This window comes from Thermococcus sp. 21S7, assembly GCF_012027615.1.
Taxonomy (GTDB): domain Archaea; phylum Methanobacteriota_B; class Thermococci; order Thermococcales; family Thermococcaceae; genus Thermococcus.
The window spans coordinates 219,138-236,406 of the sequence record NZ_SNUT01000001.1 but is presented as its reverse complement, the minus strand read 5'-3'; the positions used below and the strand labels follow the sequence as shown (position 1 = coordinate 236,406).

The following is a 17,269-nucleotide window of genomic DNA, read 5'->3' as shown; positions in this document are numbered from 1 at the left end:
AACAAAATTTATACTCAGACCTCCCAGCTCTCTCCGTTTTTCAGAACAATGGCCTTTTCACCCCAGTTATCCTTAAACCACCATGGGTTCTCTGTATGAACTGGAACGATGTAGTCCGGGTCGATCTCGTTAATAACCTCTATCAGTTCCTCCCTCGAGATGTGTCCTGAAGCATGCAGACCTTTCTCAAAGACCGGCCTACCATCTCCGGCCACCCTGAACCCGCGGACTTCAAACCGGAAGTACTTCAGCCAGTTCCAGAGCCTCAAAAAGCTGAACTCCTGTTCCTCCCCGAAGGCCTCGCTTGAGGAGTAGATGTAAGTCCCGCTGTTGGGCATTATGTCTAGCAGGTGTGGCATGTCGTAAAACGAGAAGCAAAGGATGTAATTTTCTGGATTCTCTCTGATCTCGAAGGGGGAGACGTAGTACTCGGAGTAGTTGCTCCAGACCACGAGTTCTTCCCACTTTTGTCGGCTGGCCTTGAAGTTCTCGTAGATTTTCAGACCATTAAGCCGGTCAACGCCGTTAACAATCTTCAGGGCGTACAGGAAGTAGGCATCTTTTGCCGTGACCACTAACTCCCTTCCAGTCTTCTCTGCGATTTCCTTAAAGCTCTCAAGCCTCTCAAAGTTCCTCGCCGAGAAGTCCGCTATTATAAGCCCCTTGGCTTCTTCAACGATCTTTAGGGCGTTCTCGTAGACCTCCTGCTCCGAGACGTTCTCGTGCTCTTCCCGGCCTACCCGGGTACCCTCGGTAATCAGGACGCTCGCACTCTTTGCCACCTTGATAAATTTCCTCGTTTCGTTGCCGTTTTTCCCATGGAGTCTAAAATCTCCGGTGTAAGCCAAACTGACATCCCCTTCCACTATGTAGGCGGTGGCACCGTAGATTGAGTGGTCAATGCTGAATGCTTTAACCTCAAAGCCAAGGTCTTCCCCGTCAAGGATCTTCACATCGTTTGGAATGATTTTCTTCTTGGTTTTTGCAGAATAAAACAGAAATTTATCGAGTTCTCCTGCTTTTTCGGTAAGAATGACACTTCTTGAAGGGTAATCAGCTTTTCTGTCGACTTCCAGAATGTAGCCTTCCGAGTCTTTCTTTTTCTTGATTTTGTAATAGGGAAGCTCAATTCCAAAGTGGCTCCCTCCGCTGGAAGTGTCGTTCAGGGCCTTGAGAATCACGAGCGTTGTCGGGGAGCCGACAATTGGGATGCTCTCATCGAGAAGAGCGATGTTACCAACGTGGTCGAGGTGAGCGTGGCTTATTAGGACCGCATTGACCGGGACTTTTGGGTATCGGACAACTTCGCTCGCAAGATCTCTCGGGATTAAGTCCGCCCGATAAATGTTGAGCTTTGGTATCAGGTCAAGGCGCCAGAGGTCGTAAATCCCCCTTGCAGTCCGTTCGCTTATGAATTCCTCGTAGTACCGGGAGTATCTTGCAAAATTCATCCCAAAGTCCAAGAAAAGCCCGTTCCCGTTCTCCTCTATGTAGATTTTTGACCCACCGATGGTGTCGGCTCCGTCATAAACAACCACTTTCATGGGGGACACCAATATGTAGCTTGGTGATTGAGAGTAATAATGTTTTTGTGTCTACTTATGATTTTGCTCCCGGAAAACTCCTACCAATTCGTATCAGCTTCGACCAGCAGGAGCATGAAAGATGCATAAGATAAAAAGGGCAAAGAATTAGCTGAAGCTCGCGAAGCCTATCTCGTATAGCTGGCGGAGCATGCGGAGGGCTTTTTTGGCCGTGTGCTTGAAGCGGAAGTTCTCCCTTTGGGTTTCCCAGTTTTTGAGGAGGTTCATAACCTCCTCTCTCCTGAGCTCCCGGACGTCAATTCCTGCGTTCTCTGAGAGGCACAGTCCCAAAACGGCCTTTAGTGGTTCTTCGAGCTTCTTTCTGTTCCCGTGGAACTTGGGAAGAACCTTCATGAGAAGTGCAAGGTCGAAGATTTCGTCGTCACTCTCAAACTCGACGATTCCGTTTTCCCAACTCTCCTTGGCGCTCTGGACAAACAGTGCAATCTCATCAACGACGCGGTAGCCGAAGTGCATGTCGTATGGCTCGAGGGCTTTGTTCAGTTCAGTGAGAATCCTCCAGTACTCCCCGTTTTTAGCGTCCCTTAGCTCCTTAACCGCTTCGTTTATCCCCTCTTTCGAACGCGCGAGGAACTGGCCGCTCTTACCGCGGAGGTCTTCCAGTATTGAGTCCCTTAGAGCTTCAACGGCTTCGTTGGGCAGTCTGCTTTCCCCACTCCCCGGTGGGTATCCCTCAAGCTCGACATCGTGGAACTCCACCGTGAAAGCCCTGTCGAGAACCTTAGGGCTGAACGAGTAAGTGGTCTCGTCCATGTTCACCGTCCCGATGATGTAGAGGTTGGGTGGAAGCTTCAGCTCCCAAGGAATGCCTTCAAAAACCTCGATTTCCTCGCTGTCGTGGAGCTTTATTCCCTCCCGTGTGAAGCCGCTTCCATCCCTTCCGCTCTCGAGAACACTGAGGAAGTCGGCGAAGTAGTACTCAACATGAGCGAGGTTCATCTCATCGAGGATTACGAAATATGGGGTAGCATTGCCTCTGTTGTCTTCGTAGTCTTTGATGGCTTTCATGATGAACTTCAGAAGGCTGGTTTTATGGTATCCTCCCGTCAGGGGGTTGTAGTAGCCGAGCAGGGGTTTGGAATCACGCCAGTCAGGGCGAACCGATAGGAACAGGAAGTTTCTCTTTGAATAATCCAGAAGCCTCGCCAGCTCCTGAACGATCTTTGTTTTACCTGTGCCCGTGAGGCCGGAGAGGATTACGAAGCCCTTGGTTTTGAGGGCGGTGTAGAACTGGGAGACGAGGTGTTGGGGATAGCGGTAGCCCCGCAAAGAGAGATAGTCATTTAACAAATAAGTCTGTAATATGTGCTTTTCCTTGTATGACACGGTCTGCAGTTTGTTCTTGCTCATCCTCATTAGATAAAACGCCACCTCAAACAGATTTGATGCCCCAATCTCTTCGGCGGCGTATTTTATTCTGTCGCGCAGATTTTCGTATTCATCAAGCTTAAGCTTTGATGCTTTCTTCTTGAGCCCCAACAACTTAGAGCTTGTGGGATTTAAGATGCCTCTGGTTTCCTTATCACTGCCCCACAGGGGCATGAGTTCCTCGGGATAAACCAGCGCCGCCAGGTTTATGATGCCCAAAATGCTGGTTCCTTTTATTTTACGGGAGTATTCGTGCACGAGTCCGAGAGCATCGGCTGGAGAAGCCTCCATCAGTGCCCTTAAGAACTCCCTGATTCCCTCGGGGTCCCCTCTGTCGCTAACTCCTCCCGCAACGAACCACAGTAACCGTCCGGCATCTCCCGAAATGTCTGAGGGGATGTTCAATTCTTGTGATTCGCCTTTGGCGAACCTAATAACGTTTTCCCGGGCCTTTTGAATCAGTGGTTCTCCGTTATTCTTCCATTCCTCCCAGTAACGGGCTTTCATGTCCCGTAGTGCCACGACTAAGGGGTCATCTGTTGTGTTGAAACATAACGCCCCCCGGAGAGTAGCGATACTGTCTCCGATAAGTGCGTGCACGCTCGCCATCAGACGCACGCTTTCTTCCTTTTGAGTTTCATCAAAGGCATCTAGGGGTAGCTCTCTTCCGAGCATTACCCTGCGGTCGAACCTTATGATGGAGAAGCCTTTATCCTCCAGAGATTCAATCGCGTCTTTCCCGAGCAGTTCGGTTAACACTCTCTCGCTGGCGTCTGTGGAGGAGCAGGAAACGGCAAGCCCGTACCTAATCTTCTGGGTTCTTAAGTAAACCGTCCACATGTACGATATTCCGTACTCCTTCCCGTTCATGTATCTGCGCCACAGGTCAAATTTGATTTCTACAATCCGATGGTCATCGAAGTACCTAATTTTAGTCTGCTTGAAAGATTCTTCTTTGACTTTTCCCAGGAACTCCCTCCGGACCTCTTCCAGAAGGTTCTCGGCATCTTCTTTTGTGAAGCTCATTCCATCACCCCCGGAACAAAACTCAAGTAACCAACCCCTTCAATTCCGTCCAAGATTGCCGATTCCAGCGATATGTCCTCATGTTTACCAGTTTTCGCATCAAAAAACACGCTCTTCCTTCCCGGATAAACCACCACCGCAAACCTGCATCCTAACGCGTCCCTGTAGGTGTGCATCTTGTAGATGTCCTCCAGCTTTGCCCACGTTTCGTATCTCCCGGTTTTCTCGGCGTTCTCGTCCAGTTCATCGAAATTTTCAATTTCTCTGTTTTCATCCACGGCATCAAGCTTGAACTTGGCGTCGAAGACTCCCACGAGCCGTGTACCTCTGCTACTTGGATTGCCTGTGAAAAGTGAGAAGTCCGGCCTCAGCGTTACGGAGTAGCTCCACTTCCCGGGGGTCAGCCGCTTGTTGTAGTAGAGCCGCCAGCCGTTGTCGAACTGGGCGTAAACGTCTCCCCTTTCTGAGATTTCTCCAGCGAGTGTGACGACAATTCTGAGTCTCTTCTCTCCAAGGACCTCACCAAGTTCCTCCACGAGCCTGAAGAAAGCCCAGTACTCGTAAAGCTTCGCTACGTCCCTGCTGTCTACTGCCCTCTTCACTTCCTCAAAGAACGGAACGTAGGATGTGAACTCCCTGTAAAGCTCAAGCAGGTCGCGGTAGCCGTCGCCCTTCAAAAGCGTCTGTGAGGTGTACGGGAAGAGCGTCATCTCCCCAACGTCTTCCCAGACCCCGTCGCTTTTAATGAACTCGAGCTCTTTGAGGAGTTCCTTAATGGAGTTCAGTTCGGCCGGGGGGTTGTTTTCAAAGGCCTCAACGACGCGCTCGCTCCATTCAACGAGCATGTTGAGAAAATATTTGACAAAGCGATTCTCCTTCGTATCGGCGCTCTCGTACCGCCGAAAGCCCATAACCCTCGTTGGGATGTAGCCATCGAGGTGTTTCCGGAGCAAAACGTCTCCTCCCGCGGGAGCGAGGTATTCGGGGTGCTGGGCAATGGATAGGAGCGTTTCGGGAGTTACCTCATCGATCTCATGGGGCCTCATCCATTCCTCCTCCACCACCAGCTCTCTCTTCATGCGATGCGTTACCGTTTCAAAGGCCCCGATGATTCGTTCACCGTTTGTGCGGAGGTAGTGATACGCAAAGAGTTCGTTGATGGGCTCATCGCTCTCCATGACCGTGAAAGCCGTTGGTGATTCCAGCTGGAAGGGCATGCTGATTGAGTACCTTACAACGTCCCCCGTGAGGCTCTCTATAAATGAGTCCTGAACCTCCGCGAGCCGCTCCACCCAGTGGCCGTCTAAAGACGAGAACCTTTTGGGGTACATCTTTGAGAGTTTGATGGAGAGGACCTTTGCTGGGCGTTTAAAACAGATTTCTCCATTTTTGATTCCCACTACTTCGGTGTCCCCGATAAAATTGCCGATTGACACCAGGAATGACCCGTTCTTCAGTTTTCTTGCCTTTGCCTTGCCGATAAAGACCTCATCCGCGTCAATTCTGATGAGGTAGTCGACCCATTCAAAGAGGTACCATCGTTCATCGTCTGAAAATGCCCAGCATCCGCTTTTGGTGGAAGTTATTACATCCCCTTCTATGCACTCCACTCAGGAACACCAGAAAGTTACTAACGCTCGAAATTAATAAAAATTGTGGAAGGGCATCAGAGCCCCAGCATCTCTTTTGCGGCCTGGACACCGAGGTCGAAGGCCTTCATGTTCACATCGACGGCCTTCGGCGGGACGCTGACGCGGATGACCTCCTTGACGTGCTCCGCCGAGAGCGGGAAGCCGGGCGTCTGGGTCAGCGCGCCTATGAGGACGACGTTGGTCGTTATCACGTGGCCGGCCTTGACCGCGAGGTCCTCGGCGTCGAAGGCCATGAACTTGGCCTGGAAGTCCTCCTCGACGACCTTCTTTATCTCGTCGAGGCTCGGATAGGTGGCCAGGCCCATCGAAACCTGAACCGGCGGTATCGGCCTGGCGTTCGTGAAGACAAGGCCGCCCTTCTTGAGGTAGTTGATGTAGCGGAGCGCCTCGACCGGCTCGAAGGAGAGGATGACGTCGGCCTTCCCCTCGGGGACCATCGCGCCGTAAACCTCCTCTCCAAAGCGGACGTAGGCGATGACCGAACCAAAGCGCTGGCTCATTCCGTGGACCTCTCCCATCCTGACCTTGTGGCCGGCGCGGAGGGCGGCCCAGCCGAGAAGGTTGGCGGCGGTGAGGATTCCCTGGCCGCCAACTCCGGTGATAACGATGTTGTACTCCTTCATATCTCTCCCTCCCTGACCTTCTCAAAGGCGTCGAACGGACAGACCTGCGCACATCCGCCGCAGCCCCAGCACATGAGCTCGTCAACCTTGGCCTTACCGCTCTCGGCGTCCCAGTAGATTGCCGGACAGCCGTAGGCGTTTATACAGACCTTACAGCCGGTACACTTCTCCTCGTTGACCTGGTAGATGGGCCACTGTATCCTGGCCCTCCTGAGCTCTCCTATCCTGTGGAGGGCACAGACGCGCCTGGTGACGACGACGCTCACTCCCTCGACCTGGAGGGCCCTCTTCATGGTCTCGACGGTGGCCTTGATGTCGTACGGGTCGACGACCTCGACGAAGTCGGCGCCGAGGGCCTTGGCGACCTCCTCGATCTTTATCTGCTTGCCGGGTCCGTGCGGGGTGTCGCCGGTTCCCGGGTTCGGCTGGTCGCCGGTCATTGCCGTGACGAGGTTGTCGACGACGACTATGAGGACGTTGGAGCGGTTGTAGATCGCGTTGGCCAGGGCGGGAAGGCCGGTGTGGAAGAACGTCGAATCCCCTATCGTTGCCACGACGACCTTCTTCTCCTTGCCGGTCTTGTGCTCGTCCTCAGCAACGGAGCCGTTGAGGGCTATGCTGAGGCCGTGGGCGACACCGATTGAACCTCCCATCGCGACTGTCGTGTCAACCGCCTTGAGCGGCGGGAGGACACCGAGGGTGTAACAGCCGATGTCGCTCGGGAATATGGCGCGCGGCGTGGCGGCCTTCTTTATGGCGTAGAAGGTGTTCCTGTGCGGACAGGCTGGACAGAGGCTCGGCGGCCTCGGCGGAACCATTCCCTTAACCTTCTCGTACTTCTCGTCGAGCTCCTCGAAGTTCACCGGGGTCTCAAGGCCGAGGAACTTGGCTATGGCCTCGACTGCCCTTCTGGTGGTCATCTCGTAAACCCTCGGCACGAGGTCCTTTCCGTGGATCGGGATCTTCAGACCCTTGTCGTAGGCCCAGGTCTTGACCTGCTCCTCAACGACCGGCTCAAGCTCTTCAACGATGAGAACCTTCTCAAGACCGTCGAGGAACTTCTCAAGCAGGCCATAGGGAACCGGGAACGGGGTTCCGAGCTTGAGGACCTTTACGTTCTCGACGCCGAGCCAGTGAAGGGCCTCCTTCACGTATGAGTATGCAAGTCCCGGAGCGATGATACCGACCTTGGCGCTCTCGTCGCCCTCTATCCAGTTGAACGGGCACTCGTTGAGCTCCTCGCGGATCTTCTCTATCTTCTCAAGTATCTGCGGGTGGAAGCGCCTTGAGTGTGCCGGAATGTCGACGAACCTGCTCGGGTCCTTCTTGAACTCGCCGAACTTCCTCTTGCCCTGCTTTATCTCCTCTGGCAGCTCTCCGAGGACGATGTCTCCCCTGGCGTGAGACGTTCTGGTGGTCGTCCTCAGGATGACGAAGTGCTTGAACTTTTCGCTCAGATCGAAGGCGTACTTCGTCATTTCCTTGGCTTCCATCGGGTCACTGGGTTCGAGAACCGGAACGTTGGCGAACTTCGCGTAAACCCTGGTGTCCTGCTCGTTCTGGCTGCTCCACATGCTCGGGTCGTCGGCGACCATTATGACGAATCCGCCCTCAACGCCCATTCCGACGGCGCTCATGAATGTATCTGCCGCGACGTTCAGTCCGACGTGCTTCATGGCCGTCATGGCCCTGAGGCCGCTCCATGCCGCGGAAAGGGCGGTCTCAAAGGCGACCTTCTCATTGGTGGAGTACTCCATGTAGACTCCTGCCTTCTTCGCCACCATCGCCATCGTATCGGTAAGCTCTGAACTGGGGGTTCCGGGATAGGCCGCAAAAACGGCTATGTTGGCCTCCAGGGCACCCCTCGCTATGGCCTGGTTGCCGAGGAGTATGACCTTCTCCCCGGGCTTGTCCCACAAAACCATGTCGGTAACCTTCGCCATCCAAAATCACCTCATTCCTCTTCCTTCAAGATTCCCTTAGCCTTTGCAAACTCCACGAGGGCGTAGGCTGCAGCAGCGGCATCCTCCGGCCTCTCGTAGCTCGGAATGCCTGCCTTCTCAAGAACCTCCTTCGCGGGCTCGCTCACGTAGCCTGCCATGAACAGGCCGAGAACCGGCTTGCCGTTGTTGACCTCCTTAACGGCCCTGATAACACCCTCCGCGTGCTCGGTCTGCGTCATGCCCGCGAAGGTCGGAACGACACATATGCTGATGAGCATGTCAACGTTGGGGTCTTCGAGGAGAAGCTTTGCGGTCTTGTAGTAGTCCTCTCCCCTGGCGCTCGCGATCATGTCAACCGGATTCTTGACTGCCGCCATCGGCGGAAGGAACGAGCGGAGTCCCTCGATAGTCTCCTCTTCGAGGTTGGCGAGCTTTAATCCGCGCTTGTCTATCTCGTCCGCGGTGAGAACTCCAGGTCCGCCGGCGTTGGTCATTATGGCGACGCGGGTTCCCTTCGGCAGGGGCTGGGTGAAAGCGCGAGCCATGCTGAGCATGTCGTCTATCGTGTCGGCGACGATTATGCCGCTCTGCTTGAAAGCGGCCTCGTATATCCTCCATGAACCCGCCAGGGAGCCAGTGTGAGAAGATGCCGCTCTCGCTCCGCTCTCGCTCTTTCCTGCCTTGAGAACTATGACGGGCTTCTTCTTGGTAACGCGTTTGGCTATCTCCATGAAGGCCCTTCCGTTCTTCAGGCCCTCGATGTAGAGCGCGATTGCCTTGTCCTCCTCGGTGTCGGCGAGGTACTCCATGAACTCGGCGAAGTCCACATCGGCCATGTTGCCTATGCTTATGAACTTTGAGAAGCCTATTCCCTCTTTGACGGTTTTGTAGACGATTCCCGCTCCGAGTGCGCCGCTCTGGCTTATGAAGGCTATGTCGCCCCTCTTCGCGTTGGTCACGAAGGTGGCGTTCATGGCGTTGTGGGTGTTCATTATACCGACGCAGTTGGGGCCGACTATGCGCATTCCGTATTTGTGGGCTATCTCAACGAGCTCGCGCTCTTCCTTCTTGCCCTCCTCGCCAACCTCACCGAAACCGGCGGTGATGAGGATTATTCCCTTGACGCCCTTCTCGCCGCAGTCCTCTATGGTGCCCTTGACGAAGCGCTTCGGAACGACGACGACCGCCAGGTCAACTTCGTCAGGAATGTCCTTTACGTTCTTATACGCCTTGACTCCCTGAACGACCTCGTCCTTGACGTTCACCGGGTAAACCTTGCCGTCTTTGTAATCTCTGAGGTTCTTGAAGACCTCATAGCCAAGCTTGAGCGGATCGTTGGATGCCCCGATAACCGCTATAGCCTTTGGCTTGAAGAAGTAATCAAACGTCATCACATCACCGGCCTAAACTCGGTGGAATTCTATATAAGCTTTCCTAAAAAGGACAGCGAGGCAAATATGAGCATGGAGGGGGAAAAGTAAAGCTCTAATGGGCTAAAAAGGACATCAATGGATAAAAACAAAACTCAGGTGGTGGCGGCTGCCTCCTTGGGCTTCAGGGCGTAGGTCGCTATCACCGCAACCACGGCGGTCACGATGAAGGTCATGAGCCTTGCCGAGACGACCTTCTCAAGCCCAGAGCTGATCCAGAAGATGGTGAACAGCAGTCCCGTTACGATGGTCGGCGGAACGGCCCTTCCGTGGAACCTCTTCCAGAACAGGGTCATTATGACTATCACGGAGAAGGTGTCGCCTATTCCGGCCCAGGTGTAGCCGACGATGGTGTAGATGAGCTTTGACGGCACGAGGTAGGCGGTAACTAGCGCTATGACACCCAGGGCGACGGTGGTGATCCTCGAAAGCTTGAGGCTCCTCTTCGGGTCGAAGTCCTCCTTGTAAACGAAGGGCTTGAGCAGGTTCTCCGAGAGCTCGGTGGCGGAGAGTATGAGCAGCGAGTCGGCAGTCGAGAGCATGGCCGCTATCGCACCGGTTATGAATATCGCCGCGAGGAACGGCGGGAACAGCTTCAGCATGACCGAGGGCATAACGGCCTCCTGGTCCTCAAGGCCGGTCGGGCCGAAGATTGCTATTCCAATCCATCCTATGAGGAGGGCACCGATGTAGGCCAGTATGGTCCAGCTGACGCCGACGTTCCTGGCGAGTTTGGCGTTCTTTTCGTCCTTGATTGCCATGAACCTGATGCTGAGCTGGGGCATTCCACCGAGGTAGCCAAAGAACCAGGAGAACTCGGCTATGACGAAGACGAACGCCGCACCTCCGACGAGGCCGCCGAGGATAGTGGAGTACTCTGGCCCGGACATCTCCAGGGCGCTGGAAACCGAGTGGGCGAAAACATCCGGGTGGTTGGCGATGTATATGAGACCCACTATCGGGGCTATGGTGAGGGTGAGTATCATGACTATCGCCTGGACGGTGTCGGTGTAGGCAACGCTCTTGAGGCCTCCGAGGACGGTGTACGGCAGGATTATCACCGCGGTTATCAGCATTCCAATCTTAGGGTCAACGCCGAAGAGAGCGTTCAGCGTCTTTCCGCCGCCGAGGAACTGGGCACCGACGTAGAAGAAAAAGAAGAACACCACGGTAACGCTGCCGAGTATCCTTATCCACTTCTCGGCGTCGGAGTGGCGCCTGGCGATGTAGTCGATGAACGTTGTCGCGTCGTACTTCTCGGCTTCCCTCCTGAGCCTTCCGGCGAAGATGGTCCACGCCGCGATGATACCCGCAACACATCCAACCGCAACCCATATCGCTGAGAGACCGGCGGCATATGCGAAACCTGGGAGGCCCAGGAGTGCCCACGCCGACTCACCGGTGGCGCGCTCTGAGAGAGCCGCTATCCAGCCCGGAAGCTGCCTGCCCGCGATGGCGAAGTCCTTGCCGCTCTTTGCCTTCCTTCCCTGATAAACCCCGAACCCTATCAAAAACGAAAGGTACAGAACCAGAACAATCAGTATTTGAGTCTGGCCCTCCATTATTGGATCACCATCAATATTCAGTAATGTCCATATTTATAAATCTTGCCCTTTTTTGTACAGGATTGTCTTTTTATGTCCAGTAAAGGTGCATTTTGTTACATTGTGCCACTATTACTACACAATCCCTTGTACCTAATTGCGTTCGTAACCCGGACTACGGAGGGACGCCTGTACCGTTCGGTGACGGTTGCACCGGCCGCAACCCGAAAGACTTAAGTTAGTCCAGGTTATTATATCCACGGGGTGGTTTCATGGTGAAGGTGAGGTTTCTGGGCCACGCGGCCTTTCTGATAGAGGGAAGCAAGAAGATTCTGATAGACCCGTTCCTGACGGGCAATCCAGCGGCTGCCGCCAAGCCAGAGGAGGTCGAGGCTGACCTGATACTCGTGACCCACGCCCACGGCGACCACGTGGGCGATGCGGCAGCGATAGCCAGGAGAACCGGGGCGAAAATCGTTGCGATGTATGACATAGCCAACTACCTCGTTGAGAGCGAGAGCGGCATAACGACCATCGGAATGAACTACGGCCCGACGGAGGTTGATGGGGTTAAAATCGTCCAGGTTCCGGCCTGGCACTCCAGCAGCGACGGCAAGTACAGCATAGGAAGCGCCTGCGGCTACATAATCGAGATCGACGGCGTCAGGATTTACCACGCCGGCGACACCTTTGTCTTCAGGGACATGGAGCTCTTCGCCGAGCTATACGGGCCGATAGACGTTGCCCTGCTGCCTATAGGCGGCCACTTCACGATGGGGCCGCGCGAGGCCGCCAAGGCCGTGGAGTTCCTCAGGCCGAGGAAGGTCGTGCCGATGCACTACAACACCTGGCCCCCGATTTCAGCAGACCCCGAGGAGTTCAGGAAACTGGTCGGGGACAAAGCGGAGGTCGTAATCCTCGAACCCGGCGAAACCCTGGAGCTTTGAAAAACCTTTTAAGGAGCTTTCCCTACCCTTTTTTCAGGTGATGGAATGGTTAAAAGGGCCTTGACGCTGGCGCTTATCCTGCTCGTATTCTCATCGTTCCTCGCTCCCCTCTCCTCCGCACAGCAAACGAAGGAGGAGAGGCCCAAGTACGATTTAATCCTAGTTAGAAACGACGATATGATTGATTACATCGTCGCGCTTCCCTACGCTAAGATGCTCGACGTTCCGATTCTCCCGGTCAACCCAAAGGAGCTAGACCCCGGGACGATCGCCCAGCTTCAGAGCTACGCCCAGTTCGGCTGGAATCACGTGCTCATAATCGGTGATTCCCAGGCAATCAGCGACACCGTCCAGGACGAGCTGCTGAACATGGGCTTCGTCGTTGAGAGAATAGGCGGTGCGGTTAGAACGGAAACGGCGGCAAAGCTGGCGCTGCACTTTTATCCAAATGGATACGACACGGTGGTTCTGGCAAGTTCCAGTGATTACGGCTCAACGCTTGCCGCTGCGAGGTGGGCGATGATATACGGCCTCCCACTCCTGTTAACTCAAGAGGATGCCCTTTCGGACTCCACCCTCAACGCATTGAAGAAGCTCCATCCCGATTTGGTGATACTGATGGGTGCGGGGATGTCAAAGGACATCGAGATCAAGCTTCAGGGGATGGGTTATCAGACCTACTGGTACAAGGAGAATTTGGATATAAAGCTCCCATCTCAGCCCAAGGAGACGAACTGGGTAACGATAGTGGCGGCAGTTTTGCTGTCACTGGCTGTGGCGGTTCCCCTCTCGATTTACTACGCCAAGAAGCGCTGGGCGGCCAACAGGGTGCCCATCGAGGTGCTGACGGAGAAGGAGCGCATAGTCGTCAAGGCCATCCTGGACAGGGGGGGAACCGTTAAGCAGGAGGAGCTGCCGGAGCTGACCGGCTACTCCAGGCCGACGATAAGCAGAATCATCCAGGAGCTTGAGAAGAAGCAGCTGGTCGAGAGGGAGAAGATTGGCAAGACGTTCACGGTCAAGCTCACGAAGGAGATAATAATCAGGGACTAACGGTCGGAAAGCCCTACCGCTCATCACTTTTTTCAGCCCTGGCCGTTCTCCTCATCCCTCGGGATGTTAAAGAACTGAAACCGGGAAATGGCAGAAGAATAGGGAATCACTTCCTGAACAGGTGCCCGTGGGCCCTGTTCACGTGCCTGGTGTAGTCCTTTGAGTTTCTGAAGAGCCTTCCACAGCGCGGGCAGCGGTAGTAGCGGGTGCCGTCGCGGTCGTAGAACACAACAGCCCTCAGCTCCGCCACTGCCACCACCTCCGGCGTTAGATGAGAAAAGCCCTTTTAAAATTTTACGGAGGAATAGGGGAGGAGAACGGAATCAAACCCATATCCTGTTGCCCTTGACCTTTAGGTAGCCGAGCGTTTGAAGCTCCTTGAGGAAGTCCTCTATCGCCTCCTCGTCGAAGTACACGTTGAGCCTCTCGCGCTCCCCCTTAACGACTATCGGCTCCATTTCCAGAAGCGCCTTGATGAGGTCGTTCTTCTTCCGGTGCTTCTCCGCCAGCTCCAGGATGATGTCCGCCAGAACCGAGCGGGCTATGCCCTCGAAGGTGGCCTCCACCAGGCTCTCCTCGGTCGCGTACTCCTCCGCTATCTCAAGCGCCGCCTCGATGAGTTCCCCCTCAACCTCCATTACCTCGACGAAGTACCTCTTTTCCATAGTGTACTCGGTTATCATGCCGGTTTCAAAGCGCTTCTCAAGCTCTTCGAGATACTCCTCAATCTCGTCTATTGGAAAGCGAAGCTCCACCTTGAGGCCATCGAGGACTGGCCTCTTCACCAGCACCAGCTTTCCGTCCTCTTCAACCACCGCGCCGCTCTCCATCAGCGCCGTGAGCACGAGCAGCCTGCCCAGGTCGGATTCGTCGAACAGGCCGTCGAGGGCTTTTTCCTCCCCCACCTCCCACTCGGATACCATCTCCTCGAAGGCGAACTCCAGTTCGTCCAGGCTCTCCTGGAGGGGCCCTATCCCCTCGGCCTTCTCCACGAGTTCGGCGTAGGTGCCCTTCACGACCACGTAGTGGGAAATCTCCGAGGTTACCTCCTCCCGGGTTCTGTTCATAATCCCAGCCCTGCTCAGCTCCCTGGAGAGGGCGTTCATATCTTCCCTGCTTAGAACTTCCAGCCTCAATCCTCTCACCGGAGGGAGAAGGGTGCCATCGGTTATATACCTTCCTCCAGAAATACCGGGACGGTCGGAACCTCAGCCCTCCACGAGGGATGACAGGAGCGCCCTGAGGGGTTTGTTGCCGACGGCCCTCAACGTCTCCCTCACCTCGTCCTCAAGCCCCGGGCGGTAGGCGGCGTAGAGGTACAGGGCGTAGGCCATGACCCTGGGGTCTCCCTCGTTGGTTCTCTCGATGGCGTCCGCCAGAATCGGGTTGTTCAGGAGGTCCTCGGCCAGGCTCTCCATTTTCTTCCGGTCATCTTTCTCAACGGCCTCCCTCAGAGGCCTGTAGAAAAGGGAGAGCACTAGTTTGGCGAGCCTTTCCCTCTCCTCGACCTCCTCCATCGGCGTCTTCGGCTCCTCGCGCCGGCTCAGGTAGTAGTAGGCGAGGGGGAGCACCACCACGACGAGCACAACGATGGCGTAGGGAAGCAGGGGGATGTTGAAGCCGCTGGGGAGTCTGTGGCCAACGGCCATCAGGGCGATGAATCCGAGGAGCACCCAGACCGCCGTGAGGAGGAGGTAGTAGACGGAACCCGCGTCTCCCCGGGGCGTTGTGTATCTAGCTGGAGCGCCGATGTCTTCTAGATAGCGGAGCCTCTCCTCGGCGAGTTCGACCTCGGCCTCAAGGCGCTTTATGCGTTTATCCAGCTCTGCGAGAACCTCCTCGCGTCCCATTACCTCTCCCCCGCGAGGAGGCGGGCTATCTTCTCGCTCACAACGCTCAAAATTGCATCACCCTTTTCGGCCGTCGCGAGGGATGGATCGTCGTTAACACCATCCGGAAACAGCTCCTTTCCGATGTCCTTCCGGATTATCCTCACCCTTGAGGTCCTCCGTTGCCCGCGGGCGTTCTCCATCTTCACGAGTTCGGGCCTTATGGCGAGCATCACGGACGTTTCGTCCTGGCCTGCATGCCCCTGGCTGGAGCATATGCTCAGGATGTCCTCCCTGAAGTCTATCCACCAGTTTATGAGCCAGATTTCGACCTCCGGAAACTCCTCCGCGACCTCTTCCGCCGCCAGAACCAGCGGCGAGTAGTTGCCGCCGTGTCCGTTGAGGAGGACTATCCTCCGAAAGCCCTCGGCGGCGAACTCGCGCATTATCTCACGTACGTAGGCCTTCAGAGCATCTGAATCAACGTTTATCGTTCCTGGATACACGTCGAGAACAAACGTGTGTCCGTACCAGACGGGAGGGGCTATGAGAACCTCCAGTCCCATTTCGCGGAGTCTCTCCTCAACCCGCCTTCCTATCTCCAGCGGAGCAAAGACGTCGGTTCCAAGGGGTAGATGTCTCCCGTGTGCTTCAACGCTCCCGATGGGTAGTATGACCGTGTCAACACGCCCTTTCAGTTCCTCAAATTCTGGCCAGGTGAGTTCCTCAATCCTCATGATAATCCCCGGGGGTAGTGGGGATGAAACCTCATAAGCCTTTTCTATGCGTGCTGGGAGAGGCTGACCTCTTCCCGCCCTAAATGGCGAGGCTTGCAAAAGAAAAATGGTCAGGCCCTTTCGAGGAGTTCCCTGACGTATCTCGGCATCTGGAAGAGCGTCTCGTGCCTCTCCGGGTCGTAGTAGTAGAGGTCGAGTTTCCTTGCCCTCTCCACGTCCACCCTGGTGAAGTCCAGGTCGCCCTTAACGCCGACGAGGAAGCTCCAGGGCGATGCGTAGCCTATCACCGGGAAGCTGAAGTAGTAAACGCGGTCAAAGACTTTCTTCATAGCTCTGTAGGCGTCTATCAGCTCGTTGGTGAAGAGGTAGACGCTCCCGGCCTGGGTGATGTAAAATCCCTTATCGTTCAGCTTATCGTAGGCGTTGCGGTAGAACTCCTCACTGAAGAGAAGCTTCGCCGGGCCGACGGGGTCGGTGGAGTCCACTATGATGACGTCAAAGCGCTCGTCGGTCTCCCTGAGGTACTTCACGCCGTCGCCAACCATTACCTCCGCCCTGGGGTCTTCAAAGGCGCCCTTCGCGACGTTCAGGTATATCTTCGAGACCTCTATCACCGTCTCGTCTATCTCGACCATAGTGGCTTTTTCGACGGTTTCGTGCCTCAGAACCTCCCTGAGGGTTCCGCCGTCGCCGCCGCCTATGATGAGGATTCTCCTCGGATTGGGGTGGGCGAGCATGACTGGGTGAACCAGCGGCTCGTGGTAGCTCTCCTCACCGACCTCGACGAGCTGAACCGTGCCGTCGAGGACGAGGAGTTTGCCGAAGCCTTCCGTCTCGTACAGCTCAAGCCTCTGATACTCCGTCTGGGTTTCGAAGAGCCTGTCGGTCACTTTAAAACCGACGCCGTAACCGCGAGGGTACCACTCTATGAAGGCTCTCTCCTTCTCGTTGAATCCCATAAGCTCTCACCTCTAAAAGCTGAAGAAGGGAAAGGACTTAAAAACCACACCCTCAGTAGGGGAACATCACCACGGCCGCTATGGCCGCCGCGGGCTTGTCCTTGACGGTGATGCTTGCGCTGGCGACCTTGAACTCCGCCAGCTTCCATCCGCGCATTGCGAAGCCTTCCTCGACCATCTTCCTGACCATGTCTTCAGCCTCTCCCTTGGTGCAGTAGCCGGCGTACTCGTAGATGAGGCCGCCCTCGTTGTTCTCGCTGATGCCTATTCCAAGCGCCGCACTGATGGTCATTCCGGGCTCATCGCTCTCGATGTGGGCGTAGACCGTCGGCAGCAGCATTCCAATCGGGACGTCGTGCACCTCATCTATCCACTCGATGTGGGCCGGAATGACGCTGCTCAGCTTGACGAGGTTGACGTTTCCTATGCCGAGCTTGAGGAGAGCGTTATCAAACGCGTTGAGCTTAGTGCCTCCCTCGGCGGAGGCGGCGCCTATAAATGCCCTCTTTGGGGTTGTCCAGCTCATCTCAGCTTCCTCCTTTCTTTTCTCACGA

15 protein-coding genes are annotated in these 17,269 nt (G+C 55.3%); 2 read left to right on the top strand and 13 right to left on the bottom strand.

The genetic code is table 11. The features are described from left to right. Positions 1-14: 14 nt before the first annotated feature. The 7 genes from E3E51_RS01205 to E3E51_RS01175 form a co-directional block, all read right to left on the bottom strand. Entirely contained in the window at positions 15-1,544 is a 1,530-nt protein-coding gene (locus E3E51_RS01205; protein ID WP_167911306.1) for a ribonuclease J, read from the bottom strand. A 147-nt stretch (positions 1,545-1,691) separates the two neighbouring features. Continuing rightward, on the bottom strand, positions 1,692-3,998 hold the full coding sequence (locus tag E3E51_RS13105) for an AAA family ATPase (RefSeq protein ID WP_240924216.1): 2,307 nt from the start codon (positions 3,996-3,998) through the stop codon (positions 1,692-1,694). Further along, complete coding sequence (locus E3E51_RS01195) at positions 3,995-5,608, bottom strand: DUF2357 domain-containing protein (RefSeq protein WP_346765929.1); 1,614 nt, start codon at positions 5,606-5,608, stop codon at positions 3,995-3,997. The genes E3E51_RS13105 and E3E51_RS01195 overlap by 4 nt, the downstream gene beginning before the upstream one ends. A 56-nt stretch (positions 5,609-5,664) precedes the next feature. Further along, positions 5,665-6,273, bottom strand: coding sequence for an indolepyruvate oxidoreductase subunit beta (locus tag E3E51_RS01190; protein ID WP_167911305.1), 609 nt, complete (start codon positions 6,271-6,273; stop codon positions 5,665-5,667). Beyond that, on the bottom strand, positions 6,270-8,216 hold the full coding sequence (gene iorA / locus E3E51_RS01185) for an indolepyruvate ferredoxin oxidoreductase subunit alpha (RefSeq protein ID WP_167911304.1): 1,947 nt from the start codon (positions 8,214-8,216) through the stop codon (positions 6,270-6,272). Before iorA ends, E3E51_RS01190 begins: the two co-directional genes overlap by 4 nt. Positions 8,217-8,227: 11 nt before the next feature. After that, on the bottom strand, positions 8,228-9,607 hold the full coding sequence (locus tag E3E51_RS01180) for a CoA-binding protein (RefSeq protein WP_167911659.1): 1,380 nt from the start codon (positions 9,605-9,607) through the stop codon (positions 8,228-8,230). A gap of 134 nt (positions 9,608-9,741) precedes the next feature. Beyond that, the gene (locus tag E3E51_RS01175) at positions 9,742-11,208 is read right to left on the bottom strand and encodes a sodium/proline symporter (RefSeq protein WP_167911303.1); all 1,467 of its coding nucleotides are present in this window, start codon (positions 11,206-11,208) and stop codon (positions 9,742-9,744) included. A gap of 254 nt (positions 11,209-11,462) precedes the next feature. Between E3E51_RS01175 and E3E51_RS01170 the strand changes: the two genes are divergently transcribed. Both E3E51_RS01170 and E3E51_RS01165 read left to right on the top strand, forming a co-directional pair. After that, positions 11,463-12,137: a metal-dependent hydrolase gene (locus tag E3E51_RS01170; protein ID WP_167911302.1), complete on the top strand. Its 675-nt coding sequence runs from the start codon at positions 11,463-11,465 to the stop codon at positions 12,135-12,137. A gap of 45 nt (positions 12,138-12,182) precedes the next feature. Beyond that, positions 12,183-13,190: a cell wall-binding repeat-containing protein gene (locus E3E51_RS01165; RefSeq protein WP_167911301.1), complete on the top strand. Its 1,008-nt coding sequence runs from the start codon at positions 12,183-12,185 to the stop codon at positions 13,188-13,190. Between the two features lie 106 nt (positions 13,191-13,296). On the opposite strand, the gene E3E51_RS01160 is transcribed toward E3E51_RS01165, so the two are convergent. From E3E51_RS01160 to E3E51_RS01135, 6 genes are all read right to left on the bottom strand, one after another. Next, positions 13,297-13,446, bottom strand: a complete 150-nt coding sequence (locus E3E51_RS01160; RefSeq protein ID WP_346765928.1) for a C2H2-type zinc finger protein — start codon at positions 13,444-13,446, stop codon at positions 13,297-13,299. A gap of 67 nt (positions 13,447-13,513) precedes the next feature. Next, on the bottom strand, positions 13,514-14,326 hold the full coding sequence (locus E3E51_RS01155; RefSeq protein WP_167911657.1) for a hypothetical protein: 813 nt from the start codon (positions 14,324-14,326) through the stop codon (positions 13,514-13,516). Between the two features lie 72 nt (positions 14,327-14,398). Next, positions 14,399-15,040: a hypothetical protein gene (locus E3E51_RS01150; RefSeq protein WP_167911300.1), complete on the bottom strand. Its 642-nt coding sequence runs from the start codon at positions 15,038-15,040 to the stop codon at positions 14,399-14,401. Continuing rightward, complete coding sequence (locus E3E51_RS01145; protein ID WP_167911299.1) at positions 15,040-15,756, bottom strand: creatininase family protein; 717 nt, start codon at positions 15,754-15,756, stop codon at positions 15,040-15,042. Before E3E51_RS01145 ends, E3E51_RS01150 begins: the two co-directional genes overlap by 1 nt. Before the next feature lie 110 nt (positions 15,757-15,866). Next, positions 15,867-16,715 carry a polyamine aminopropyltransferase gene (gene speE, locus E3E51_RS01140; protein WP_167911298.1) on the bottom strand — a complete coding sequence of 283 codons (849 nt, stop codon included), beginning with the start codon at positions 16,713-16,715 and terminating at the stop codon, positions 15,867-15,869. A 52-nt stretch (positions 16,716-16,767) separates the two neighbouring features. Further along, entirely contained in the window at positions 16,768-17,241 is a 474-nt protein-coding gene (locus E3E51_RS01135) for an arginine decarboxylase, pyruvoyl-dependent (RefSeq protein WP_167911297.1), read from the bottom strand. Positions 17,242-17,269: the final 28 nt, after the last annotated feature.